A 25,705-nucleotide genomic window follows, 5' to 3' on the forward strand; every position below is an offset into this window, starting at 1 on the left:
CTACTGCGGGTACGCGTCGGGCGGCGGTATCTGAACGGTGTTCTCCGTTTCGACGGACTGCACGCCGGCTACGGATTCGAGTTCGGCGCGATCGTCTTCGTCGACGGCACCAGAGATGATTCCGATCGTGTCGTGCACCTGATCGACACGCATCCCGTGCGACCGCAGCGCGGCGCCGACCGCCTCGATGGTGTCGAGGTGGTCGGCGTCGACGGTGACGATGATCCCGATCATGCCGGTGCCTGGATCAGCCCCGACCCGACATCGAGGGACGGCAGCAGAAGTCTCCGCGCCTGCTGGGTGAGGACGGCCCACAGTTCGGTGCCCGTGCGTCCGGTGGCCTCGCACCACAGTGCGGCGATGCCCGCGACGTGTGGGGTCGCCATGCTGGTCCCACTCTTCGTGCCGTACCGCGCCGGCACTGGGACGGTGGAGAACACGCCCACCCCGGGCCCCGCCACGTCGATCTGACCGCCGATGACGGGGTTGCTGCGGGCCGAGAAGTCGGCCAGTCCGAGCGTCGAGTCGATCGCTGCGACGGCCATGATCGACGGGCTGTTCGCGGGTGGACCCACGAATCCCATGTTCCCTGCCGCGCGGTTCGCGTTGTTGCCTGCGGCCGCGACGATCAGCGACCCCGATGCCAGTGCCCGGCTGCCCACCGTCTCGTACGCAACAGACACCGCCTCCACGTTCGCACCGAGGGACATCGAGATGACCTGGCAGCCGTTGGTGATCGCCCATTCGATTCCGGCGAGAATGCCTCGGTCGGCGCCGCGTCCCTGATCGGACAGCACTTTGCCGACGAAGATGTCTGCCTTGTGGGCTACCCCGTATCGGCGGGTGCCGCTCGGCGACTTGGGTCCGCACGCGGTTCCGACACAGTGCGTGCCGTGGCTGTGACCGTCCTGCGGGCCGGCGCCCGGCACGAACGACTGGGCGGTGATGGTGCGGTTCTCGAAATCCGGGTGCGTCAGGTCGAGTCCGGTGTCGAGGACAGCGACCTTGACGCCGAACCCGCTGCACGCCGACGCGCTGACATTCGTGGCGTGCAGTCCCCACGTGAGTTCCGCGGTGTCGGTGAAGTTCGCCGCTTCGGCCTGCACCCGTGGATCGGTGCCGACCGAGAGGGCGTAGTGCATCAACTCGGGCTCGACGGAGAGCACGGGGACGTCGTCGGCTGCGGCCGCCGCCTGCAATGCCGCAAGCTGGTCGGCGTCGGCGGTGACCACCGCGATCCCCAGTTCGTCGAACACGATCGCGTCGGCTTCCCGGGTCTCGGACAGATCCACCGCGCTGGATTCGAATTCGGTGCTCCGTGCCACTTCGGACAGCCCGGCGATGGCGCGGAGGGTCTGGGCGGCATCGGTTCGGTTGCCGCCCTCGCTGAACACGACGACGTGACTGCCCGTGACTTCGGGCTCGGTGGGTGCGGCGAGGGTGTTGTCGCCGTCGTTGTCGCCGTAGGAATTTCCGTGTGATATCACGATGTCGTCCTTGATCGGGGTGAGTCATTCGGGTGAGTGCTGCGGGTCGGTTCGATCGTCGACCGCGTGTTCGGAGGAGGGCGATCAGTGTTCGAACACCTCAACGCTCCGTCGATTCGTCCCGAATTCCACGAGTGGCGCCCTACCCGACTATTGGATGCACCGAACCGGCGGGCAGAGTAGTTCGGTTCACGCCACCGTCGAGGTGGGGTGATACCAGTCGACGACGACGGACCGCACTCCCACCGATGCGATCATCGTACGGATGGGGCCGTCGACACACAATTGGCTCTCGACGTGCCGCGCGCTGGAGCAACCACAGATGTTCGGCGTGGCCGTCAGCCCGATCAGGATTTCCGGAGACGCGCAGGATCGGCCGCCCTCGATGAGGAGGGTCTCCTCCTCGACGACGCGAACCGCGACGTCCCGGCCGTCCGCGACATCCCCGACGACCAGCGCGAGGTAGTCGACATCGTCGTCCTCGTCGCGGGCGGCGATCAGACGCGCCGTGCCGGTTCCCAGTGGCACGAGTTCGTCCAGCACCAGATCGGTGGATTCGGATTCGCGGAGTTCGACCCGTCTCGCCGTCCAACTGAAGAAGGGCTCCGGCCGCGCGGTCATGACGTTCTCCTGTAGTTCGACGCAATAACTATCCGCGATATGTATTCAGCGTGGCCGAGACGTCGGCTACTCTCGCGAGTAGCGCCCTACTCGAACGCGCGAAACACGCCTCCAGTCGAGAACGAAACCGAACTCGTGCCCGTGACGGACCGCTCAACCCGTCGATGCTTCAGGAGTATTGCGACGAAAAGCGACTTCGAGGCCGTATTGCGCTGTTTCGCTGGGCAACTCGCGCTCGATCCTCGTCGCGCTGCTGTTTCCGGGGGCGCGAGAAACTAGAATCAGACCTATGGGTCCGGTGTGGCCTCTCGTTCAGCGACAAGTCGAGTTCGACGCGATCACCGCGTCGCTCACGGCTCTGTCCGGAGGATGCGGTGTCGTCCTCACGGGCGATCCCGGCGTCGGCAAGACCACTCTCGCCCGGTTCGCCACCGAGGCACTGCCCGGTGCAGTGAAGTGGGTGGCAGGCACCGAATCGGCGCGCAGCATCCCGCTCGGTGTGTTCGCCCATCTGGTCGGGGCGTCCACGTCGCGAGATCCGGTCGCCTTTCTGTCCGCTGCGCGGCAGGCACTCCTCGACGACGGCGGAAGTCGTGACCTGGTGGTCGGCGTGGACGACGCGCACCTGCTCGATCAGCTTTCGGCGACGTTCCTTCATCAGCTCGCACTCGACAGGGCGGTGCACATCGTCGCCACCGTCCGCAACGGTGAGACGGTGCCCGACGCGATCACGTCGTTGTGGAAAGACGGCCATCTCCTGCGGCTCGAGCTGGCACCGTTCAGCCGGGAGCAGAGCATCGAGTTGATCGAGTCCGTGCTGGACGGCCCGTTGGAGGGGCTGAGTGCCGACATGATCTGGGAGGCGTCCGGCGGGAACGCGTTGTTCGTCCGGCATCTGGTCGAGGGCGCCCTGGAAGCGGGGACGCTGCGCCGTTCGGGCGGCGTCTGGCAGTTGCGGGGCCGTGCCGCCATCTCGTCCGAGCTCGCATCGCTGTTGGAGCACAGGATCGATCAAATTCCCGCAGACGTGTTGCAGGCGTTGCAGCTGCTCACCTTCTGCGAACCCCTCGATCTGGACACCCTCGGACAGCTGGCCGGCGAGGGCGCGGTGGAGGAAGCCGAGCGACGCGGCCTCGTCAGAATCGTCGAGGACGGGCACCGGCTCGACGTCCGCTACACGCATCCACTGTTCGGTGAGGTGATCCGGCGACGGGTCGGGCGCGCGGCGGGCCGGCGGCTCCGGGGACAGCTCGTGGAAGCCCTGAGCAGCCGCGCGGTGGTCGGACCCTCGAATCGAATTCGCCTAGCCGAGTTGGCCCTCGACAGTGACCGGTCCGTCGACCCCGGACTGCTGGTCACTGCCGCCGAGGACGCAATCGGTTTGGCGAATGTCCCGTTGGGGGAACGACTCGCGCGCGCCGCTCTCGACGAGACCGGCGGATTCGAGGCCGCGGACCTCCTGGCCCGGGCGCTGCTGTGGCAGGGACACGCCACCGAGGCCGAAGCGCTGCTGCTGTCGTTCTCGCCCGACAGCCTGGACCAGGTGCAGCTGGTGCGTTGGGGAACATCGCGGATCGCGAACCTGTTCTGGGCGAGCGGCCAGTCGGAGAAGGCCGACGAGGTGCTCGCCGTTCTGCGGGAGAAAGTCACGCACCCCAGTCTCGTGCCGATCATCGAGGGAATCGGCTCGGTGTGCGCGGTGTTCGAGAATCGGCCCGAGGAGGCGGCAGCCGCGGCGACGGCGATTCTGGCGGCCGATCGGGTGCTTCCGTGGGCGGTCGAGTGGGCGTTCTTCGGCGGCGGGCTGTCCCTCGCGCTGATGGGTCGCGGAGGGTGTGTGCCGGAACTGGCGGCACGCAGCGCTGCGGTGGCCGATCAGATCGACGGGCTGTTGCGTTTCCCTGCTGGCCACGGCGAAATCCTGGCACTGACGCTGACCGGAAGTTTCGATGCGGCTCAGCGGCGGGCCGACGAGTATCTCTCCTTGGCATCCAGCGGCCGGTACGTTGCGTGGGGGCTGGCGAACATCCTCGTCGGGACGGTGGAACTTGCCCGCGGCCGGTTCACCGACGCCGCAGGTCGCCTCGAGCAGGCGATCGCCGCCCTCAATGTCGGTGATACCGCCGACGCCATCTCCTGGAGTTTCCCGGCGTATGTCGCGCTCGGGCAGGCGTATGCGGAACTCGGTCGCATTCACGAGGCGGACGGGATTATCACCGAGGCGCAGGCCCGCAACGGCAGGCACGTTGCCGTGTTCGGACCCCAGCTCGTGATGTCGCAGGCATGGCTCGCTGCCGCGCGAGGGGAAACCTCACGGGCCGTTGCTCTGTCGCGGTCGGCTGCAGAGTCCGCGTGCACAACCGGACAGTTCGGCATCGAGGCGGTCGCGCTGCATCTCGCCACCCGGTTCGGTGACACCACGACCGCTGCGCGCCTCGCCGAGTTGGCCGGCATCTGCGACGGCCGACTCGTCGACATTGCGGCCAGACATGCGGCGGCGGTCGCGGCAAGTGACGGGTGCGGGGTGGCGTCGGCAGCAGCCGAGTTCGAGGGTATCGGCGCTCTGCCGGATGCGGCCGATGCCTACGCTCGCGCAGCGATTGCCTTTTCGCGTGCCGGTGACAAGCGGCGTTCGATCGAGTGTGCTGCCGCGGCGGAGGCGTTGTCGGCGCGTTGTGACCACATGTCCTCCCCTGCTCTGGTGGAGGCGGCTCATCCGCTTCCGTTGACGAGTCGTGAGCGGGAGGTGGGGTCGATGGTTGCGGCTGGTTTGTCGAATCGGCAGATCGCGGATCGGTTGGTTGTGTCGGTGCGGACGGTGGAGGGGCATATTTACCGTGCGTGTATGAAGTTGGATGTTGCTGATCGCAGTGGGCTTGCGGAGTCGATGGGGACGACGGTGCGGTGATGCCGTGCCCGTTCTCCGGGCACGCCGACATGCCGGCTCGGCAACAGGATTCGTCCTGTTGCGGAGTCGGCTATGTGTGCGGCGCCCGGGGTCAGGCGATTAGGGGCCGTGTCCGGTTGTGCGCCGGTATCGGCTTTCGTTCCCAGTCGACTTGCTGCGGTGGGATGAAGGTGGGGTGCCGGTCGGCGCCCATTTCGATTTTCCAGTCGCTGTGATGGAGCAGTCGGTGGTGGAATCCACAGAGCAGTACCAGGTTGCCCATGTCGGTGGGTCCGCTCTCGGACCAGTGGATGATGTGGTGTCCTTCGCACCACGATGGCGGCGCGCCGCATCCGGGGAATGCGCATCCTCGATCTCTCGCCACCAGCGCTTTTCGCTGTCGTTTCGTGACGGTTCGGGTGGACATGCCGAGGTCGAGTGGCGCTCCGTTCTCGTCGAGCACGATCGGTGTGTAGATCGAATCGCAACTGAGGAGCCGGGCTGTACGGAGACTCAGCGGCCCCATCCACTCGGTCCATGCCACGCCGTCCACGTCGAAAAGTGTGCCGTCGGACGTTGCGGCGGCATCTTGCTGGACTCGTTCACTGTTCGCGGTGTGTTCGGCCAGGTCTCGTGCGCTGACGTGGAGGGAGATGTGTGGTCGTTCTCCGCCTTCTTCGCCGGCGATCCCGGAGTCGAGGTAGCGGCGCAGCAGTTCGGTGAACCCGTCGGCCCTTCGCTGTCCGGGTGTGCGGGTGTCTTTGGTTCCGTCTTGTGCGGGCCGCGGTTTGGATAGTCCGGAGAGAGCGGAGAGCAGCATTTCGCCGGCGACCGCGTCGAGGTCGCCTTTGACGGCGATGCGCCCGTTGAGTGTTTTGCAGGCGTGGAATTCGTTGAGTTCGGTGTCTTCGCTGGGCGGCGGGTCGTCGGATTCGAAGATGCGTTCCAGTCTGGCGATGACGGCGCGCAGTGCGTCGGTGTTGGCGGTGGGGCCGGTTGCTGCGAGCAGCAATGCATTTCGGCAGTCATCCATCGCCTCATCGGGCATACCTTTGGGCGGCCGTTCGCAGAACTTCATGATGAGCGCTGCGTGCTCCGCTGAAATGTTGGTGCCGAAGTACTGTTCCGCGATCTCCGGTTGGAAGCGCAAACCTCTGCCCAGCATCACGATTCGTCCGGCGGCTCCCACCTCGAGTAGCGTCTTGGAGGCCAGCCACATCTTGGCGTTGGGAAATCCCAGAACATCGACCATGCAGCGGTGGTCGACGGCGCCGACGAGCTTGACGCGCAGCGCTTCGAGCCGCCGAATCTCGTCCGAGATACGAACGACCGATTCGAGCAGCTCCGCTTCGGCCAGCCGCCATGCATCACCCACCGCGGTTGTCAGAATCTCGTCCGACAACGCCCCCTGGATATCCTCCCCGATTCCCATGTTCGAATTCTAGTTCGAACATCAGTTCGAGTCAATGGCCGGTAAATCCTTGCCCGTGAGCACGACTCGTCGCGAGACAATGACTGCATGGCAACTACCGGGGTCGTCCGTAGCTGGAGCATCGAGGAGATGCAGGGCATCATCGATTCCGACGAAACCCCGGGCGGGTGCTGGACGTTGTTCCACAGCGTCGCGGTCGAGGGCTTCCCGGCGCTACGCGAGGGCCAGCAGGTGGAGTTCGAGTGGGACGCGCTCGACAGCCCAATGAGCGGGTGCAACTTCTCCACGATTCGCGCGTGGCCCGCGGGCAGCGAGCCGTACGTTGCGCCACCGCCGGACAGCCCATACTCGTCCCGATTGTGGATCACCTTTCCCGACGGCACGGCGAGGGAGATCACCGCAGCCGATCTACCTCCCGCGCCCCCGCGGATTCACGCAGACCGCACTACCGGAATCGTGCGCACCTGGAGCGACGAAGAGGGCTGGGGTGTGATCGATTCCGTCGCCACTCCCGGTGGCGCGTGGGCGCACTATAGCTACGTCGAAGGCCCGGGGTTTCGTTTTTTGACCCCGGGACACCGGGTGACGTTCGAGCCCGAGTCGACAATCGGCGGAACCCAGGACGGCTACCACTACCGCGCTCTGGACGTTCGGAAGGTGGAGTAGAGCGGCTGTCCGCGCCCCTCACCACGGAGAGCGAGAATTCAGCTGCGCCCCTGGAAGAACGCCTTGACGAATCCGAACGTCTGATAGAGGTAGATGTACTCCCAGTGGGCGACGCTGAAGGCGTAGTCACGCGGGACCGGCCGCATGACGATCTCGCCGTCGAAGCACTGGGAGAAGATGTACCGCGCACGCGGCAGGTGGTACCGCCAGCTGATCACCATAACGCTTGTCCACCCGTGCTGGGCCGCGAGCTCCCGCGTGAACAGTGCCTCGCCTCGCGTCGTACTCGGCTGCGGTCGGACGCAGGTGACGGTAAATCGAGGGTCCTGGATAGCGCAGAACTCGGCCATCTTGGGATCGCGCTTCCAGTATGGGTTCGACAGAACCACATTCGTCGAGAGTCCGTCCCGCGCAAGTTCGATGCCGTACTCCTCGCGACCGTCGCGATCACCACCAAGCACGATGATGGCATCGACAGGCCGCATTGGATCAACGCGCGACTTGGAGTAGAGGAAATAGCCGACCCCGCCCAAACCGGCCATTCCGACCGCCACAGCCCCTAAAACACTCACCGCAAGGATCGCCAGTCGCTGCACGGCTCCTAGCGTAGACGGCGTCACCACAGGCTGCGGAACCGGACAGCGTGGCGGTTGCCCGACGTCCAGCTATGGCCTTCCGAGTCCCCTGTAGGTCCAGCCAGCATCGCGCCATTGTTGCGGATCGAGGCAGTTACGGCCGTCGATGAGGACCTTCTTGCGAACTACAGCGTCCAGATCTGCGGGCTGAAGCTTCTGGAACTCAGGCCATTCGGTCAGCACCAGGACAACATCGGCTCCTTCGCACGCATCCAGAGCGGTGTCCGAGTATCCGAGTGTGGGGAACAACGCCCGCGAGTTCTCCATCGCCTTCGGGTCGTACACATTGACCGCGGCGCCCTGAAGCTGAATCTGGCCGGCGACATTCAACGCTGGGGAATCACGCACATCATCGGAGTCCGGTTTGAATGCCGCACCCAACACCGCGACCCTGGCGCCCAACAGTGAACCGCATGCTTCGCGCGCGAGTTCGACCATGCGGGTTCGCCGGCGCATGTTGATGTTGTCGACTTCACGTAGGAAGGTGAGCGCTTGGTCGGCACCCAACTCTCCGGCCCGCGCCATGAATGCCCGGATGTCTTTCGGCAGGCAGCCACCCCCGAAGCCAAGACCGGCGTTGAGGAAGCGCCTACCGATTCGAGCGTCATGGCCGATCGCGTCGGCCAGTACCGTGACATCGGCACCGGACGCCTCACACACTTCCGCTATCGCGTTGATGAACGAGATCTTGGTGGCAAGGAATGCGTTCGCTGAGGCCTTCACCAGCTCAGCCGTAGCGAGATCCGAGACCAGGAACGGAATCCCCTCGTCCAGAAGCTGCGCGTACACCTCGCGGGCGACCGACTCAGCCTGCCCGGGTCGATCACGATCCACTCCAAGCACGAGACGGTCCGGGTGCAACGTGTCTTGAACGGCGAAGCCCTCACGCAGGAACTCGGGATTCCAAGCTACCTCGACGGCATCTCCGGCCGGCGACAATTCACGAGCGCGCACACCCAATCGCTCGGCAGTTCCGACGGGGACCGTCGACTTTCCGAAGATCACCGCCGGACCGGTGAGAAGCGGTGCGAGGGTTTCGATAACCGCGTCGACGAACTTGAGATCGGCAGCGAACTCCCCCTTCTTCTGCGGGGTACCGACGCCGAGGAAATGTATGTCGGCGAACTCGGCCGCTTCCTCGTATGAGGACGTGAACCGCAAGCGCCCGGCGGCGATGTTTCGCCGCAGGACTTCTTCGAGCCCAGGTTCGTAGAAGGGCACCTCGCCGGCTTCGAGTTTGGCGAGCTTAGCCGCGTCGACATCGACGCCGAGCACCTCGTGGCCCAGTTCAGCCATGCATGCGGCATGGGTAGCACCGAGATAACCAGTGCCGAACACTGCTATGCGTGTTGTCATTTCGAGTTACCTATCAAAGACAGCGGACGTGTCGGGTTCGATCGTCGACTAGGTGCGGACAGAATTCACATGCTCGCGATACCACTGAACGGTCGACGCTATTCCGTCCCTGAGTCCGATCGTGGGCTCCCACCCAGACTGGCGCAGTTTGGTGACATCGAGAAGCTTCCGCGGTGTGCCGTCGGGCTTGGTGGTGTCCCACTCGATCCGACCGTCGTAGCCGACCTCGTCGGCGACAATCTCCGCGATCTCTCTGATCGTGGAGTCTTCTCCTGTACCGACATTGACTTGGTCCGGGCCGTCGTAGTTCTCGAGCAGATGGAGACAGGCCGAAGCCATGTCATCCACGTGCAGAAACTCGCGACGCGGCGATCCGGTCCCCCAGTTTGTCACCGACTCGGCGCCGCTCCGACGTGCCTCGTCGAACCGTCGAATGAGGGCCGGAAGCACGTGCGATCCCTGTGGGGAGAAGTTGTCTCCAGGTCCGTAGAGATTTGTCGGCATGGCAGAGATCCACGGGAGCCCGTGCTGTCGTCGCACAGCTTGAATCTGAACAATCCCCGCGATCTTCGCGATGGCGTACGCATCGTTCGTGGGCTCCAGATGACCGGTGAGGAGGTACTCCTCTTTGATCGGCTGTGGAGCAAGCTTCGGGTAGATGCACGACGACCCGAGGAACAGCAGCCGTTCGACCCCGTGCTCCAAAGCTGCATCCAGCACGTTGACCTGAATGCGCAGGTTCTCGGAAAGGAAGTCGACCGGGTAGGTGCTGTTCGCCAGGATCCCGCCTACTTTGGCGGCCGCCAGCACGACGTACCTCGGCTTGGCTTCAGCGAAGAACGCGAAAACCGCAGTCCGGTCTCGCAGGTCCAACTCGCCCGACGATCGCCCGATCAGACGCTCGAAGCCAGCGGCCTCCAGCGTTCGCCAGATGGCAGAGCCAACGAGACCGCGGTGTCCTGCGACGAAGAACGACGCTGACCGGTCGAGAGCCTCACAGGTCTGGGGCATCACAGGATTTCCCAGTCCGGGTGAGACGGCGAATCAATCCACGGCCGGCCCTCATGCTCGAGCGCCTTGATGTCGGCATCGACCATGATCTTCGCCAGTTCGGGGGTGTGGACCGCCGCTTTCCAGCCCAACTTCTCTTCAGCCTTGCTTGCGTCGCCGATCAATGCGTCAACCTCGGTGGGCCGGAGGTAGCGCTCATCGAACCGGACGTGCTTTTCCCAGTCCAGGCCGGCGTGCTCGAATGCCACTGTGAGGAAGTCGCGCACGGAGTATCTGCCACCAGTTGCCAGGCAGTAGTCATCAGGCTCGTCAGCCTGCAGCATTCGCCACATTCCTTCGACGTACTCGGGTGCATAGCCCCAGTCGCGGATTGCGTCGAGGTTACCCATGTAGAGGTTCTCCTCGAGTCCTGCCTTGATCCGCGCTACGGCGCGGGTGATCTTTCGAGTAACGAACGTCTCACCGCGTCGGGGTGACTCGTGGTTGAACAAGATTCCATTGACCGCGAAGATTCCGTAGGCCTCGCGGTAGTTCTTCGTCACCCAGTAGGAGTAGACCTTCGCAGCGCCGTAAGGGGACCGCGGATAGAACGGCGTTTCCTCGTTCTGCGGCGGCGGTGTCGCACCGAACATCTCAGAACTCGATGCCTGATAGAACTTGCAATTCAACCCAGCGAGCCGCACGGCCTCAAGCAAGCGCACCGAACCAACACCAGTCGTGTTACCAGTGTGTTCAGGCTCGTCGAAACTCACACGAACGTGCGACTGCGCAGCCAAGTTGTAAACCTCCTCAGGTTCAATCTGAGAAAGCAATGTGACTAGGCGGGCCCCATCGCTCAGATCACCGTAGTGAAGAAACAACTTCGCACTAGGGTCATGTGGGTCTACATACAGATGCTCGATCCGAGACGTATTGAAAGTCGACGACCTGCGAATCAGCCCGTGAACTTCATATCCCTTCCGCAATAGTAGCTCCGCCAGGTACGACCCGTCCTGGCCCGTGATACCAGTAATTAGAGCTCGCTTCATCGTAGATCCTTCCATTTTGCACTCAGCCATTCTCAGATATATGGGCGACCAGATTGGTCCGGTTAAACAGCCTCACTAATCAACGAAACAATCACGCATCCTGCCGCACCTCGACCAGATAATTAATTTGTGCCCTTAGCACCAAGAAGCTGCGAGCCAAACACGGGATCATCGCAAAGACCAGGACCGCTAAAACGGTCGCTAGGACCACCCCGATTGCGCCGAGAGAAAATCCAAGAAAAACAGACAGCGGCAACGAAACAACCGCCATCAGAATCATGCAAATCGCTTGGAACTTCAAGCCCGCCGCATCCGTCAAGAAGTTCCCCGAAGGATTATGCACCGACTGGACCAACACCAATGCGCCGAACACAAGAAAGAGTCCAACGGGCACATCAATGGAGCCATCAACAGCCCAAGATGCAACGAACGGACCAATAAGAAGGAGCGAAACCGACCCGACAGCGCCAAGGATGATGCTGAACAGCAATGATCTTCTCAACAAGGCAAGCGACGCTTCTGGATCCGCGCGATTCGACGCGAAGTCCCCCCATAGCGATCGGCCCGCGACTTGAACGACAGAGAAGACAGGCAGGAACACAGTTGCTGCCACGGAATATACTGCTATGTCAGAAACTTTCGCTACATGCGTCAGGACGAGTCGGTCCATTTGGAATGTCAAAGGAATCGAAGCAGATATTATCAACATCGGAACGGCAGTGCCAACAATCGAAACAACCACGGCCGAACTACTAGCGGCAGCTTGGCATAGCGAGCGTTTAACACGGCTATCCCGCCTCGCAATGCCGAAACACACTAGATTTGTCACCAAAAATCCCGCGGTCGACGTCGACAGAAGCAATGTAGCGCTAGCGTCAAAAAGCGTGCACATCAAAATTAAAACAAGGTTAAGGACCGGGATACAGCTCTGGACAGCAACAACAATCGCATTTCGACCAAGCCCAATAAGAACGCGCATCCAGACCGAAAAGGGGAGCGAAATCGCGAAAATCATCATCGCGACGCACGGGAACACGTTGCCACTTAGACCAGGAGGTAAGCCGAGCAAATTACCCCAACCAAAAAATGTCGAGATAAGTACACACAGGGAAGCTATCGCAACCGCAGCGATAACGAGGAAACGTCGCGAACGACGTATAACTTCTCTAAATTCCGCTCCGTCATCCGCCAATCGCGCGGAAGCGTTGGTTACAGCCGCCCCCACACCGAAATCGGATACAGGGATTACGAGGGGCAGGGAAGCAACGAGAGTATAGACAGCGTATGTCTCCGTACCGTAACCTCCGATAAGCAGGCGGGTTGACAACAGTACACAAAGCCCCGTTATTGGAAGTAGAAGAACTCTAATGCCGGCAGATTCAAGCATTCGAAATGTAGCCCCGGTAGCAGCGGAGCCACTCTTGCCAACGGCATACCGCTGAAGGCTTCGAGAACTGCGCATCAGTAGTCCGCCAACCAGTATAGATTAGCCGCCGCCATCAGGCACTTCCAATAATGCGCGCCGGAACTCCAACCGCAATGGATCCGTCCGGGATATCATCGAGTACTACCGAATTCGCACCGATGACAGCACCCTCGCCAACTTCGACTCGACCCAAAATCTTTGCCCCGGCGCCGACCGTCACGCGGTCTCTTAAGACCGGATAAGCGTGGTCACCACTGCCGTCGGCATATCTCTCACCAACTGTCACACCCTGTAGGATCGTGCATCCTTTTCCAACTGATGCGCCATGCCCTATCACAACTCCCACGGGGTGATGCATCAGCAGCCCTCCCCCCACTTCGCAACCGACAACGAAATCGGCCCCGGTCATTACCACATTCAAGGTTCTCAGGAACCCCGCCACCCGCATCCTTCCCGCATCCTGGACCACCTCCTGTAGACGGTAGACCGCAAGCGCTAAAAGGCCAGGATTCGTCATGCACGCCAATAGTCCACCAACGAATGTGGGACGTGAAGAACCCGTCACCCGCGTGATATCTTCACCGAACTTTTTCCTCGCAAGTAGCACTGTCAACTACTCCCATCAGAATATGCACACTGTCTAAAAAATTGAAAAAAAGTCCATCAGCCGGACCTATAAAGACCGAATTGCTCTGCCGACACTTCTGAAAGCCAACTCTTTAGCACATAACACCGCGGTTATCGCAGAATCGATCCACCGCGACCCGGTGCACGACACACCTAGAAGCAATCTTGCACGCCTCATGTCAAGAAAGTGACGAACCGGACTGCGAACGGAGCCAGCACCTGACGTGTCGAAATTGCAGAGAAATTCCGGTACAACAATCGGATTGGAGACGAGCGAAAAGGCCAAGATCCAGAGTTGATCCGCCGCTAGGCCGTGAGATAAGTCGTAAGGCCCCACGGAACTAATCAGATCTCTGCCGAAAAATGCTGCCTGGTGGGGAACTGGCCTTCCTCCGAGACTGAATCGGCCTGACTCAAATCTCATACTCCCCATAATCCCAACGCTGCTTCCGCCCTTATCGACTAATCTAGCAAGGCCGTATCCCCACTCAGTTCTTGGATTCGACACGGCACTAGCGACTAATTCCAGAGCATTAGGGGAACCAAAAGTATCACCGGAATGCATGAACCATACAAGGTCGCCAGACGATCTCTGGATACCTTTGTTCATTGCGTCGTAACGACCGCGATCAGCTTCGCTAATAATGGCCAGTGAGTGCGCGAAATCAGAGCAGATCTCAAACGTTTCCTGTCTCGCGGCACCGTCTACGACGATATGCTCGATCAGTACAGCCCCCGTTTGAGCAGCCACGCTCGACAGAGTCTTTTCCAACCCGAGATCATCGTCAAAGGTAATCGTCACGATGGTCACTTTCAGTGCGTTAGCCATCGGTGCCTCCATTCACGGGTTGAAGAAACGAATGAGAATCGGTATTGGATCGCGGTAACCGGTATTTTGACCTGAACAAATTTCGACGATCACTGCCTTGATTTATATATAGACAGGTAGCAACGCCGACTGCGAGCACGTAGTAATTTGCATAGAGAGGAGAAAACGCCAAGTCCCAAAGCCCGTTAAATACCACGAATAGCCCCAACGCAATACCATGACTTGAGGTTCTGTTCCACAGGGCCAACATAGTTCTTAAGTAACAAACAAGAAAAATCGCAGCCAGTGCGAACCCAAAGATGCTGATCTGCACCCATAAGTCCCAGGCAACTGAATGCAGTTCAACGGCGGTCCCAAACATTCTTCGATTAACATACCAACCAGATGTATCCATTCCAACCCTCATCAGACCGACTTTGCCGGCAGTAATATCTTCGAAGGATGGTCTGATACCTAGACCAAACCCGAACGGGTTTCTCTTCACCAACTCGACGAAGGCACTATATTCTGGACGACCACCAAGCAGACCATCACGACTAAGTTGTGAGGACTGCCTATCCGCGAGCACCTCACCGAAGCGCCCCGAAGCAATCTGTCGCAGAATTTCATCGATCACTAGATAGGAAAGGGGGAGGCACAATAGGACACCCGCCCTCTTTAGCGCTCGCGATTGTGACTTGCGAAATATCAAGTGTACGACCGGGATAGCCGCAGACAGCAAGGAAATCAAGGCGAGACTTCGTGTCTCATATGCAAGACTCACTCCGGCCACTCCTGTTGCGGCGGATATCTGGACAACTACTGGAGCCGAATGAATCAGCGCTAATAGCATAAGAATGCTAGCAACGCCAAGACCGTATTTCCAATAGTTTCCTTCCGCTGGAGAGGAGAGAAACAATGAGGAAATTGCGATTCCGGTTGCCAGAAAGAAAACTGCTGTCGGCACGCCCAATGTTGATATCGAGCAGAAGGCCGTTCCGAGGGTCAGTACGAATCCTACTAAAATAGTGAGCTGGACTCCTGCTACTTCGTACGAAAGCGCTCGGCCCGCGTCATACCATTCCGAAGAACTAGCGAGGACCATTCCGAACATGATCCCCGAGGCGGCAACTCCGGAAATCCACAAATATAATCGATTCGATCGAGCAATTCCGATAACGACCGGGGCGAGAAGTACGGCCCAAATGGCCCCAAATCCAAATGTGAAACCCGGGATCCTAATACATGCGGTGACTGCGATAGCACACCACATCACACGGTTGAGTCCCCTCGCCCGTCCAGACACCGTGGCTGCCTGTGAGAGAGACACAGCGTCTCGCGTCGGTTCGTATTGCATTACTTTTGTCGCATCTTATTGAGTAGCGCAGTAAGAATCCGAAAAGAGTACACAGTTAGCGCGCAGATGCTTGGTGATCCATGCTGACGTAGCACCCTAATCGCCCGAATAGTTTTGGCCACCTCACCTTTTCGCGAGGAAAAAACCGTCGACACGCACAATGCAAAATCGTGTCGCGCCCGGGCTGACAGCTCAAGATCGCTTTGCAGTACCCACTTCAGGCTGTCAGTTATCCGCGATTGGGACGACATCGTGGCGCCGGCCCCGGTGCGGTAGAGGGTTAGTGCTTCTGGAACGTAGAAGATCTCGACATTGTTCCTATTGCGAACAATCCAGTCAATATCCTGATGAATATTAAGAGTTTCGTCGAATGGATTCCTGAGAAAGACTTCTCGCGGGCCCAACCAGGTCGAAGATTGTAGCCACTTTGGCAAGGATCGGATATGCTCTCTAACCATCATGTAATCTGCAATATCTTCGTCCTTATTCGGTGGACGAACCGGCCAGAGCTCCCTTACTGAATTTCCAAATGTCTCGACGGCGCTTGTAGTAACCCATGAATCATGGTCAGTTGGTGAAGCTGCGAGTTGCTTTCTGATCTTGTCTTTTACCCACAGGTCGTCATCGTCGAGAAGCGCGATAATACTTCCAGTGGCTGCCTGAATTCCCCGGTTCCGAGCAGAATTACCGTTCGATTTGCGATTTGAGCAAATTACTTTTACGCATGAAGGAAGCGACTTCCGAATTTCAGATGCCACAGAATCCGTTCCATCGACACTCACTACGACTTCCATTAGTAACTCGGGCGTGGCCTGTGCTAGGGCAGACATCACTGCGTCGGCGATAGTCGGTCTGCCAACCGTGGGGATTACCGCTGATACGCGTATCGGAGCCACTATCCTATTCCAATTCTAAGGAGTTTGGGCACAATTACCTCCGCCGATCGATGCAAAACTGCGCGACTGCATTCTGCCGAATCATAGCGTTGCGATTCCACAATCTTGCGCGCCAACACTTTGGGATCCCTTGACTTGACACGTATGCCATTCGTCCCTTCTTCGAGAAGTTCGTCGGGGTCAGACTCGAATGTGGCAACGACAGGCAGACCTGCCGCTTGTGCCTCGACTACTACCGTCGGTGAGCCCTCGTAATGCGAAGTGATTAGGAAGACATCGTGCGATCGCATTTCCTTCGCGACCTCAGGACGCGCTTGAGCACCGCGAGCGTCCAACGCGTCAGAAATTCCGATTTTGCGCGCTAGCTCGATTGCTAGGTCGTACAGGCTCCCCGAGCCGATCATTGTCATACGCGCGTTAGGGATTTCTTGTCGAAGTTCAAACAGCGTCTGTACCGCCAAAAGCGGATCTTTCTGCTGCTCGAAGCGCCCCACCCAACAGACTCTGAGAATGTCACCCTGCTCCGGTTCAGGCCGTTGTGGGTTAGTAAAGAATAATTCGGGATCAAACCAAGTTTGCGCAATCATCACTCCGGACCGAACGCGAAGGAGGCGCTGTCCATAGGTGCGATTAAATACGGCAAGTCCTTCTGCATTGCGGACCGCTACTTTCTCGGCAATCGCGTACAGGGGTCCTAGATTCTTCCATCTCGAATCTGAATTATTCCCTACCAGATTCGTGGAATCGTTGTGTAAGAACTGGACATACCTTCTCTGCAAAGCAGACAGAACCATTCCCGTCTCGATGCGATGGGCTTGGCACAGTTGGTCGGGTATGACCTTCCTGTATCTGATCAGTCCCCTAGCAAACCTTACCGAGTGGGGCACCTTATTTAGCACGCCCCCTTTCTCGGATCGAGCAAACCGGGCAACGGGAAGAAACGCCGTTTCAACTCCACCAATTTGGCATGTTCCCCATATTCCGAGCGGAATTGAGCTGCTTGAAGTGATGCCAATAATTGAAATCTTCTTTTTGCCGGCGTACTTGATCTGACCGACGATGCAACTGTCAATGCCGCCCGGATCGATCTTCAACGGGTCTATGTGCTCAACGACGACTAGGTCAGCGGATGGAAGCCCAGCGAAACTCTCGTGTACAAGGCGACTCTTCACCTTCGTGCCTCCTTATCGACGCCGGCCTCAATGGCGGCCCGTTGAGAACTTCGGCGTCGGCCATGATGCAGGTATCGCTCCGCGTGATAGACAAAGGTGAAATTTCCTATTAGGTACCTCTTCCAAAGACGTCGAGGTTCCATGGCCAACCGGAATAGCCACTCCAATCCTGATTGTTGGATCCAAAGCGGCGCCTCGCGCACTGTCCCAGCTAGAAAGTCGAAGGCAGCACCTACGCCCGCGCAGGTGGTTGAGGTCATTCGAGAAAGTTCCGCGGTTACCCAGTCCTGCTTTGGGGTGCCCATTCCAACCCATACGATATCGGGTTTGGAATCTGCGATCCGTTTGGTCGCTTCGTTCAACAGTTCAGCGCTGACCGGACCAAAAGGGGGCGCGTACGTACCCACAATTTTGATTCCTGGATTTCGCTGATGCGCTGCAGCAACTAGGCGATTCATCGTTTCCGTGGTAGATCCGAGAAAAAAGTGACGGACCCCTTCGTCGACACCACGCCTGAGTGCGAGTTCAAAGAATGAGGGACCCCGAACTCGTAGCGATTGCGCAAATTCCGAGCCTCCATTTCTCTGCATATACAACGCAATAGGAGCTCCATCGGGGAAATTGACACCAGCATCTTGCAATTGTCTGCGATAGCCGAGATCGCGGCTTGCAAGTGCGACACAATACGCATTGGAGAAGCGAATTGGATAGTGTTGACGATTCGGCTGGCGAATTTCAGACAGGACGACAGCCACCGCTTCCTGGCATGACGTTGCGGCAAATGGTATTCCGGCCACCGCGACGCGCGGAATTTCTGATGTCGACGCGTACCTAGGAATTTGCATATTCTCTCGTCTTCTTCGTTAATAAACACGGGTGCACAGTACGGAGGACCAGACGTGGAAATCGGACTCCTGAAAAGCGTAGGTCTTCAGTACGCGCCGTCGCCAGCAATCACTGCTTTGATCGTTTTGCCAATAATTAGCAAATCGCCCATCATCGACCAGTTCTCCACGTACGAGAGGTCCAGCCGCACAGTCTCTTCCCACGGCAAGTCCGATCGACCGCTTACCTGCCACAGGCCTGTGATTCCCGGCTTCACGAGAAGCCTGCGCCGTACAGTCCCGTCGTAGGCCTCGACTTCGCGGCGGAGTGGTGGCCGTGGGCCGACAACGCTCATTTCGCGACGAAGGACGTTAATGAACTGTGGTAGTTCGTCGATGCTGAATTTGCGCATGAAGCGGCCGACCGTCGTGACTCGAGGGTCCTCACGAATCTTGAATAACACGCCGGAGCCCTCGTTGACCTGCATCAGCGCGGCCACCTGCTTGTCGGCGCCCACCACCATGCTCCGGAACTTGAGCATCGGAAACGGCGTGCCGTCCAGACCCATCCGCTCGGACTCGTAGAAAACAGGCCCTTTGCTGGTCAGCTTGATCGCCACGGCAACTACTAACAGAACCGGGCTGATCATTACCAACGCCAACGTCGCGAACAAGAGGTCGAACGACAGTTTCGAAAACCTCTGCGCACCGTGGTACTGCGGCTTTTCCACGTGGATCAGCGGAAGGCCGGCAACAGGACGCATCGACAATCTCGGTCCCGACACATCCATCATTCCAGGTGCGACAACAAGGTCGACATGGTGCGGCTCCAGCGCCCACGCCAGGTCCCGCATGCCGTCATGACCGAGGTGCTCGGTGGCGGTAACTGCCACGGTGTCTGCCTGACAGAACTCCAGTGACTCGACAACGTCGCGCTCACTACCGAGCACGGGAATGTGGCGGCCGCCTACGGTGATCATGTCGCCAGGCCTGCCCGAATGACCGGGGATGCAAACGCCAACCACCCGATAGCCGTCCGCAGTTCCGCGAGCAAACGATTCGGCGAGATTCCGCACCGAACGTTCCCCGCCGACCACCAAGACAGATGTCTGGAATTCTCCACGCGCACGCTTGCACGCGATCACCTGACGCCACACCCAGCGGTTCGCCATCAACGCCACTAAGCCCACGGGAAACGCGATGGCCAGGTAGAGGCGTGCCAGATCGAGCCTGAAAAGGAGCGCCAGGATCGCAATGAATCCGAAGAGGCGGACCGTCGAAACGAAAATTCGACGGTACTCGTCAGGTCCGCTACCGATAACCCGGATCGTTCGGGTGCGGAAGATCACCAGCGTCACCAGCCACGCGACCACCAATAGAGCCGACACCAGTGTGTAGCTGAGGTTGTGCATAGCTTCGCCTGTAGTCAGAACACCGCTGTCGCCAAAGCGAATCCACTGCGCCAATGCGACAGCAGCGACAACCACCAAGGTGTCCGAGATTCGCAGTCGTCGTATGTACGCCGCCTGCCACTCTCGACGACTCCCGAGTTTTTCCGTCTCCGAGGAGACCACCGTTCCATCCGGCGTACCCGACGCAGGATCGAACGGCACATCGAATGCCGTCACCTTTAGTGCCTTCCACCTAAGTACCAATTTGAGTCGGCATGCGCTGCTGTCTCGCGACTGTGTGGCGGTTGATGACGACCGCCCCCCTGTATTGCTGCCGGGATGATGATCGCATCTTCAACCTTCTTTGTTACACCTGGAGTGGCGAGAGTCACAACAGCGATAGCCGAACCGCGAGAACAGGTTCCTGCGCAGGTCATAGCCCTATACGTCGAATGAATGACACTGTTTACACCACACAGGGGGCCAAGAATAGGGTCGAAGGTCCTGGCATGCTGAACAAGAATTCGGTATTTTGCGCGGTCGCTACTCCCAGTTCAAATCGTCGAGGCTTGCCGGATTGTTCAACTCCGTTTCGTGCGATTCCCAGAAGCGCTAAGCAATCGATGCACCGTCTGACAGTCCGATGGAATGGAACCGCGTGAGCCACAATGAAGGTGCCTTCCCTGCCTAGAGGACAGTGCGGATGCCGCTGGCGAGGTCAGGCCCCGCGCGCACGCCATCACGTACGGCCACCCTCCGCGAGAGATTGCGTGCCCGCGCCTTTCCCTGTGGGGTTGGATCCTCTGGCGCACCGCAACGCCTGGCCGACTTCTGTCGTCCGGCATCCCGTTTGCCATCGATGGAATTGAGACGTTCGACCACTAGGAGGCCGATGAGCCGACCTGTGGTGGGCTGCGCAAGACTCACGACCAACGGAACACGTGCTCATGGGACGGCGCGGTCGACGATGACTCGAGAGTGTTCGCCTTGCCCACCTCAGGACTGACGCACGCAATCCACTGCTGCAGCATCGAGCAGGCATTCAGCGAATGCTTCGGCCCTCGGACGTGAATACAGGGGCATGACAGACAATTCCGGGCGGGTCAAGCCGCCCTGCATCCACTGTGGCACCATAGCGCTCGTGAAAATCGTGTATCTCGTCCTAGCACATCACAACGCGCCGCATTTCAAACGAAACACTGCGGCACTTGGCGAGGGCGGCTCACCGATTTTCGCTCACGTCGACGCGAAGGCTGACGAATCACTCTTCCGCGTCGATGGAATCAATTTCACCGCTAAGCGCGAGAACGTACGCTGGGGTGGTTGGAGTCTGGTCCAGGCGACACTCAACCTGATGCACGCGGCGTCCTCTGTCGTTGAACCAGACGACTACGTCATACTTCTCAGCGGCGACAGCTACCCACTTCAGAGCCAGGCTTCGATAAGCAAGTTCCTGCCGGACGCTCGGAACGGCATCCAGTACATCAACTCCCTCCCTTTCCCATCTCCCGTCGCGGAGAAACCGTTGACGAGACTTTCTCGCCTCTACGTGGAGTACGACCCTCGGTCAGAACGCCGAAACGTGATCCCGCGCGCAATTAACAAAATGAAGATCCCTCGTCCGTATAAGAGAGCAGTCGATGGCCGGAGTCTCTTCTGCGGGTCTCAATGGTGGGCGCTAACGGGGGCCGCGTTTCAGTGGCTAATGGCCGAACAGGTGGCAGCTGAAAAGCTCACCCGGTTCTGCAGGCACATGTTCGTACCCGACGAGTTCTACTTCCACACGCTCTTGGGACAGTGCCCCGAGATGCGGGAAGTCCGCCGCAATCTCATCTTCGCTGATTGGTATCGACCAACCGGTCCCCGCCCAAGCATTATCGACTCTCAGCACGTGGACCAATTATCTCTACCAGGCGCCCTACTGATGGAAAACCGAGGGTATCTAGCTGGCCCAGCGCTCTTTGCGAGAAAGTTTCCCGCCGACAGTGAGCATCTCATCAGTAGAATCCGTGAGGAAGTGTGGCCAAATGCAATACCAGCCACGGGCGCAGAATTCACTGGGGTTATCCAAGATTAGCGGTTGCCAACCCGGCGGTCAGTGGGTGTTACAACATTCCAGCTTGTACTCGCGGCTGTTCCGAACCCCATTCTTGGGCGCCCACCTCAAAATAGTTTCAACGCATTGGGGATGAATCACCCCAACCACGAATCGCCGGGTCATTGCCGAAATCATCGATTTTTCGGTCAGATATGAAATCTGAAATCTATGTGATGATCGACCGACACGCCGGCCCGGCTCCCCGTCGCGTCAGCATCCGGGATGCCATGCCCGCCGACGAGCGTCCAAGGAGCGGAAGCTGGCGGGTCAATTTTCGCGGGCACCTCCCGCCACCGAGCTTCAGCCCGAATTCGAAGCGCCGAAGCGGGGCGACTGCCCAATGCGAATAGCCAACGAAACTGCAGGTGGACCACATATATAAGTGGCACGATTGACGCCGTGACCATTGGGCAGCTCGACAATGCACCCCATCGCAGTCGTTGGCGCCGCCTGCGTGCGGCGTGGCGGAGGAAGCTCGATCCGAGTGAGCAGTCGGCGGTCGTATCGTGGGCAGCGTTCACGGCGACGTTTGCCGGGGTGCGGGCGTTGACCCACTGGATCAGGCGCGGACACGGGCCGGCGGGTGGTGGGATGAGTCTCCACGGCCGCCATTTCCACCATTACAACCTGGGGATCGCCGCGCTGGCCGCGGTCGGGACCGTGGCGGTTCGGGGGTCGGAGAAGCAGCGCCGCCATCCGACGGTCCCGATCTCGTACGGCGTCGGCACCGCGCTCATCGTCGACGAATTGGCTCTGCTGCTGGACCTCGAAGACGTCTACTGGGCGAAAGAGGGGCGGACGAGCGTCGACGCCGCCGTGGTCATCATCGGCCTCGGCGGGCTGATGACTGCGGGATTCGAGTTCTGGCCCGCCGCCCAGCGGGCGCTCACGGAGCCGTCGTAGGCGGCCGCACGCAGGACAACCGGGCGGTCCCCCACGGCTCGATGTCGTAGACGGGGATACAGTCCAGACCGCGGGCGCGCACCCGCTGCACGACCGCCTCATCCGCCGACGGGCACGTGCCCTCGGCAACGGCCTCGGTGACGATCGCGCACACCACGTCGCCACGGAAGTCGCGGACGGGTTTGAGCCCCTGCTCCACCGTCCAGTGCCGCACGGCGGCCCAGTGCGTCACCTCGGTGACGGTGGACGGGTTGCCGATGAACAAGACGCTCCGCGTCGCGTTCCGTCCTCCCGACGCGGGCGATGGGTGTACCTGAATCTCCGCCTCGGTGCACCACTCGGATGCCAATTCGGCCAGGGTCGTGCTCGCAATCGTCGACATCTTCCTCATCCTGTTGCCGGCCCCCGGATGCACATCATCCTGTCGCGGATCGGACCCCTCGGCTGTCCCCCGATCGGGCCGAGAATCGGATGATTCTGTTGTCCCCTGATCGGCCGACGGTGACGTCACAGCGCCTGGGGCTGCGGGGTGGATCGAGACGTCGTATCATCCAAAGTTGATTCACGTCGCTCGGTGGAACCGATTGAGCGACACTGACATAACAGACAAACCGGGCATCTCCGATCGAGGGATGTCGCGGTCGGCCGAATGTCATCCAGAAGTGCACACACGACAACAGAACACTTTGCTTCCATTTACTTACTTTTGAAAACTATGAAAGCCCGAGAGGTGAAATTCCTTGGTCTCGCAGACGCAGGAACCTGCCGTCCCGAACGATGAACGCGCCACGACGCTCGACGAACTCGGCCCGCACTACAAGTGGATTGCGTTGTCGAACACCACCCTCGGCATGCTGGTGGCCACGATCAACTCGTCGATCGTGCTGATCGCGCTCCCCGACATCTTCAAGGGCATTCACCTCAACCCGCTCGAGCCCGGCAACACGAGCTACTTGCTGTGGATGATGATGGGCTTCCTCGTGGTGACGGCCGTGCTCGTGGTCAGCTTCGGACGCCTCGGCGACATGTTCGGCCGCGCCCGGATGTACAACATGGGGTTCGCCGTCTTCACGATCGCCTCGATCTTCCTGGCCGTGACGTGGTTCGACGGCTCCGAGGCCGCACTGTGGCTCATCGGGTGGCGCGTCGTCCAGGGTGTGGGTGGGGCCTTCCTGATGGCGAACTCGTCGGCGATCCTCACCGACGCCTTCCCCGCCGATCAGCGTGGCCTCGCGCTCGGCATCAACGGCGTCGCCGCGATCTCCGGATCGTTCCTCGGACTGCTCATCGGCGGCATTCTCGCGCCGATCCACTGGAATCTGATCTTCCTCGTCTCCGTCCCGTTCGGCCTGGTCGGCACGATCTGGGCGTACCTGAAACTCCGCGACACCGGCGTCCGCCGACACGCCGACATCGACTGGTGGGGGAACATCTCGTTCGCCGTCGGACTGATCGCCGTCCTGGTCGGCATCACCTACGGCATCCAGCCGTACGGTTCCTCGTCGATGGGCTGGACCAGCCCGCTGGTGCTCTGGTGCCTCATCGGCGGCGGCGCCGTGCTCGCGGCGTTCTGCGTCATCGAGACCAGGGTCGCGAATCCCCTGTTCAACCTGCACCTGTTCCAGATCAAGTCGTTCACCTGGGGCAACATCGCCAATCTGGTCGCGTCGCTCGGCCGCGGCGGACTGCAGTTCATCCTGATCATCTGGCTGCAGGGCATCTGGCTGCCGCAGCACGGCTACGACTACAGCCGCACCCCGCTGTGGGCGGGCATCTACATGCTGCCGATGACCATCGGATTCCTGATGTCGGCGCCGGTGTCCGGAGTCATCTCCGACAGGTTCGGCACCAAGTGGTTCACCAGCGTCGGCATGTTCGTCACTGCGGGAACCTTCGCATTGCTGATCGCCCTGCCCGTCGATTTCGAGTACTGGGCCTTCGCCGCGATTCTGCTGATCAACGGCATCGGAATGGGCATGTTCTCCGCGCCGAACCGGGCAGAGGTGATGAACAGCCTTCCCGCCGACGCACGCGGTGTCGGTGCGGGCATGATGACGACCTTCCAGAACGCGGCGATGGTGCTGTCGATCGGATTCTTCTTCAGTCTGATGATCGCCGGCCTCAGCTCCAACCTTCCGGCGGCGATGAGCGACGGCCTGATGGCGAACGGGGTGCCCGCGGCGCAGGCCACCCAGATCGCGAACCTGCCCGCCGTTGCCGTCCTGTTCGCCGCGTTCCTCGGCGTCAACCCGATCCAGGAACTGCTCGGACCGAACCTGTCCGCACTCAGCGAGCAGCAGCAGGCCCACCTGACCGGCCTGGACTTCTTCCCTCAGCTGATCTCGGGGCCGTTCGCCGACGGTCTGGCGATGGCATTCGCGTTCGCGATCGTCGCGTGCGTGATCGGCGGAATCGCCTCACTGCTCACCGGCCCGCAGAAGGAGGCCACCGCCGACGAGCCGCACGAGTCGGTCGGCGCAGAACTCGCCGGAATCGCCGGCGAGGCCGGCATCGGCCCGAGCGAACTCGTCCACGACAGGCAGTAACTCGTGGGCAGCGGCGCACAGCCGCCGATCCCGTTACGCTGAATTGCATGCCTTCCGACCGCGCGCTCAAGTTCATGAATGCCGCACATCGCGTCCTCCTGCGCGTCACGGGCGGGCGGGTCGGGCGGAGTTTCGGCAAGATGCCGGCGGTGGAGTTGACGACCGTCGGCCGCAAGTCCGGGAAGGTGCACACCGTCATGCTCACCGTGCCGGTGACGGAGGGCGACACCCACGTCGTCGTGGCGTCACGCGGCGGCGACGACCGCCACCCCGCATGGTTCCTGAACCTGCAGGCCAATCCGGTGGTCCAACTGTCGGTCCAGGGGCAGCCCGCGCAGTCCATGCGCGCCCGCGTGGCAAACCCCGAGGAGCGGGCCCGGTTGTGGCCTCAGGTGACCGCCGCCTACAAGGGATACGCCGGATATCAGAAGCGCACGGACCGCGAGATCCCCCTGGTTCTGCTCGAACCCACAGCCTGACACCGGTCACCGCCGGCAGAACACGGTTCGGTTGCAGTCCGGCGCTGTGAGCCGG

Annotated in this window: 23 protein-coding genes; 6 read left to right on the plus strand and 17 right to left on the minus strand. The window is 60.3% G+C overall.

The features are described from left to right. From JWS13_RS14330 to JWS13_RS14340, 3 genes are all read right to left on the minus strand, one after another. Positions 1 to 234 carry a hypothetical protein gene (locus JWS13_RS14330; protein ID WP_206006153.1) on the minus strand — a complete coding sequence of 78 codons (234 nt, stop codon included), beginning with the start codon at positions 232 to 234 and terminating at the stop codon, positions 1 to 3. After that, positions 231 to 1,487 carry a S8 family serine peptidase gene (locus tag JWS13_RS14335; protein ID WP_206006155.1) on the minus strand — a complete coding sequence of 419 codons (1,257 nt, stop codon included), beginning with the start codon at positions 1,485 to 1,487 and terminating at the stop codon, positions 231 to 233. The genes JWS13_RS14330 and JWS13_RS14335 overlap by 4 nt, the downstream gene beginning before the upstream one ends. Positions 1,488 to 1,676: 189 nt before the next feature. After that, positions 1,677 to 2,108, minus strand: a complete 432-nt coding sequence (locus tag JWS13_RS14340; protein WP_206006157.1) for a GTP cyclohydrolase II — start codon at positions 2,106 to 2,108, stop codon at positions 1,677 to 1,679. A 289-nt stretch (positions 2,109 to 2,397) separates the two neighbouring features. Between JWS13_RS14340 and JWS13_RS14345 the strand changes: the two genes are divergently transcribed. Continuing rightward, entirely contained in the window at positions 2,398 to 5,016 is a 2,619-nt protein-coding gene (locus JWS13_RS14345; RefSeq protein ID WP_206006158.1) for a helix-turn-helix transcriptional regulator, read from the plus strand. Between the two features lie 91 nt (positions 5,017 to 5,107). On the opposite strand, the gene JWS13_RS14350 is transcribed toward JWS13_RS14345, so the two are convergent. Continuing rightward, positions 5,108 to 6,427: an HNH endonuclease signature motif containing protein gene (locus JWS13_RS14350; protein ID WP_206006160.1), complete on the minus strand. Its 1,320-nt coding sequence runs from the start codon at positions 6,425 to 6,427 to the stop codon at positions 5,108 to 5,110. Between the two features lie 87 nt (positions 6,428 to 6,514). Between JWS13_RS14350 and JWS13_RS14355 the strand changes: the two genes are divergently transcribed. Next, a complete protein-coding gene (locus JWS13_RS14355; RefSeq protein ID WP_241032187.1) occupies positions 6,515 to 7,093 on the plus strand; it encodes a cold-shock protein in 579 nt (192 codons plus the stop codon). Between the two features lie 38 nt (positions 7,094 to 7,131). Here JWS13_RS14355 and JWS13_RS14360 read toward each other — a convergent pair whose 3' ends face one another. The 12 genes from JWS13_RS14360 to JWS13_RS14415 all read right to left on the minus strand — a co-directional run bounded on the left by JWS13_RS14360 (position 7,132) and on the right by JWS13_RS14415 (position 19,861). Beyond that, the gene (locus tag JWS13_RS14360) at positions 7,132 to 7,689 is read right to left on the minus strand and encodes a YdcF family protein (RefSeq protein ID WP_241032188.1); all 558 of its coding nucleotides are present in this window, start codon (positions 7,687 to 7,689) and stop codon (positions 7,132 to 7,134) included. Positions 7,690 to 7,758: 69 nt separating this feature from the next. Then, positions 7,759 to 9,084, minus strand: coding sequence for a UDP-glucose dehydrogenase family protein (locus JWS13_RS14365; RefSeq protein WP_206006162.1), 1,326 nt, complete (start codon positions 9,082 to 9,084; stop codon positions 7,759 to 7,761). Positions 9,085 to 9,132: 48 nt separating this feature from the next. Next, complete coding sequence (locus JWS13_RS14370) at positions 9,133 to 10,095, minus strand: GDP-L-fucose synthase family protein (protein ID WP_206011593.1); 963 nt, start codon at positions 10,093 to 10,095, stop codon at positions 9,133 to 9,135. Beyond that, positions 10,095 to 11,123 (minus strand): GDP-mannose 4,6-dehydratase, encoded by a 1,029-nt coding sequence (gene gmd, locus JWS13_RS14375; RefSeq protein ID WP_206006164.1) that lies wholly within the window; start codon positions 11,121 to 11,123, stop codon positions 10,095 to 10,097. The genes JWS13_RS14370 and gmd overlap by 1 nt, the downstream gene beginning before the upstream one ends. A gap of 91 nt (positions 11,124 to 11,214) precedes the next feature. Next, on the minus strand, positions 11,215 to 12,141 hold the full coding sequence (locus JWS13_RS14380) for a polysaccharide biosynthesis protein (protein WP_206006165.1): 927 nt from the start codon (positions 12,139 to 12,141) through the stop codon (positions 11,215 to 11,217). Between the two features lie 481 nt (positions 12,142 to 12,622). Next, entirely contained in the window at positions 12,623 to 13,066 is a 444-nt protein-coding gene (locus tag JWS13_RS14385) for a serine O-acetyltransferase (protein WP_206006167.1), read from the minus strand. A 156-nt stretch (positions 13,067 to 13,222) separates the two neighbouring features. Beyond that, entirely contained in the window at positions 13,223 to 14,005 is a 783-nt protein-coding gene (locus JWS13_RS14390; RefSeq protein ID WP_206006168.1) for a glycosyltransferase, read from the minus strand. Beyond that, complete coding sequence (locus JWS13_RS14395; protein WP_206006170.1) at positions 13,998 to 14,951, minus strand: hypothetical protein; 954 nt, start codon at positions 14,949 to 14,951, stop codon at positions 13,998 to 14,000. Before JWS13_RS14395 ends, JWS13_RS14390 begins: the two co-directional genes overlap by 8 nt. A gap of 389 nt (positions 14,952 to 15,340) precedes the next feature. Continuing rightward, on the minus strand, positions 15,341 to 16,237 hold the full coding sequence (locus JWS13_RS14400; RefSeq protein WP_206006172.1) for a glycosyltransferase family 2 protein: 897 nt from the start codon (positions 16,235 to 16,237) through the stop codon (positions 15,341 to 15,343). Further along, positions 16,237 to 17,331 (minus strand): glycosyltransferase family 4 protein, encoded by a 1,095-nt coding sequence (locus JWS13_RS14405; RefSeq protein WP_206006174.1) that lies wholly within the window; start codon positions 17,329 to 17,331, stop codon positions 16,237 to 16,239. Before JWS13_RS14405 ends, JWS13_RS14400 begins: the two co-directional genes overlap by 1 nt. A 74-nt stretch (positions 17,332 to 17,405) precedes the next feature. Further along, a complete protein-coding gene (locus tag JWS13_RS14410) occupies positions 17,406 to 18,164 on the minus strand; it encodes a WecB/TagA/CpsF family glycosyltransferase (protein WP_241032189.1) in 759 nt (252 codons plus the stop codon). A 176-nt stretch (positions 18,165 to 18,340) separates the two neighbouring features. Next, positions 18,341 to 19,861, minus strand: a complete 1,521-nt coding sequence (locus JWS13_RS14415; protein WP_206006178.1) for a sugar transferase — start codon at positions 19,859 to 19,861, stop codon at positions 18,341 to 18,343. 844 nt (positions 19,862 to 20,705) lie between these two features. Between JWS13_RS14415 and JWS13_RS14420 the strand changes: the two genes are divergently transcribed. Both JWS13_RS14420 and JWS13_RS14425 read left to right on the plus strand, forming a co-directional pair. Continuing rightward, a complete protein-coding gene (locus tag JWS13_RS14420; RefSeq protein WP_206006180.1) occupies positions 20,706 to 21,701 on the plus strand; it encodes a beta-1,6-N-acetylglucosaminyltransferase in 996 nt (331 codons plus the stop codon). A gap of 420 nt (positions 21,702 to 22,121) precedes the next feature. Further along, complete coding sequence (locus tag JWS13_RS14425; RefSeq protein WP_206006182.1) at positions 22,122 to 22,625, plus strand: hypothetical protein; 504 nt, start codon at positions 22,122 to 22,124, stop codon at positions 22,623 to 22,625. Here JWS13_RS14425 and JWS13_RS14430 read toward each other — a convergent pair. Further along, positions 22,609 to 23,007: a hypothetical protein gene (locus JWS13_RS14430; RefSeq protein WP_206006183.1), complete on the minus strand. Its 399-nt coding sequence runs from the start codon at positions 23,005 to 23,007 to the stop codon at positions 22,609 to 22,611. The two genes, JWS13_RS14425 and JWS13_RS14430, sit on opposite strands and share 17 nt — an antisense overlap. A 358-nt stretch (positions 23,008 to 23,365) precedes the next feature. On the opposite strand from JWS13_RS14430, the gene JWS13_RS14435 reads away from it, so the two are divergent. Further along, entirely contained in the window at positions 23,366 to 25,171 is a 1,806-nt protein-coding gene (locus JWS13_RS14435) for an MFS transporter (RefSeq protein ID WP_206006185.1), read from the plus strand. Positions 25,172 to 25,218: 47 nt separating this feature from the next. Beyond that, positions 25,219 to 25,650, plus strand: coding sequence for a nitroreductase/quinone reductase family protein (locus JWS13_RS14440; protein WP_206006187.1), 432 nt, complete (start codon positions 25,219 to 25,221; stop codon positions 25,648 to 25,650). The last annotated feature ends 55 nt before the right edge of the window (positions 25,651 to 25,705 follow it).

The organism is Rhodococcus pseudokoreensis (assembly GCF_017068395.1).
Lineage (GTDB): Bacteria > Actinomycetota > Actinomycetes > Mycobacteriales > Mycobacteriaceae > Rhodococcus_F > Rhodococcus_F pseudokoreensis.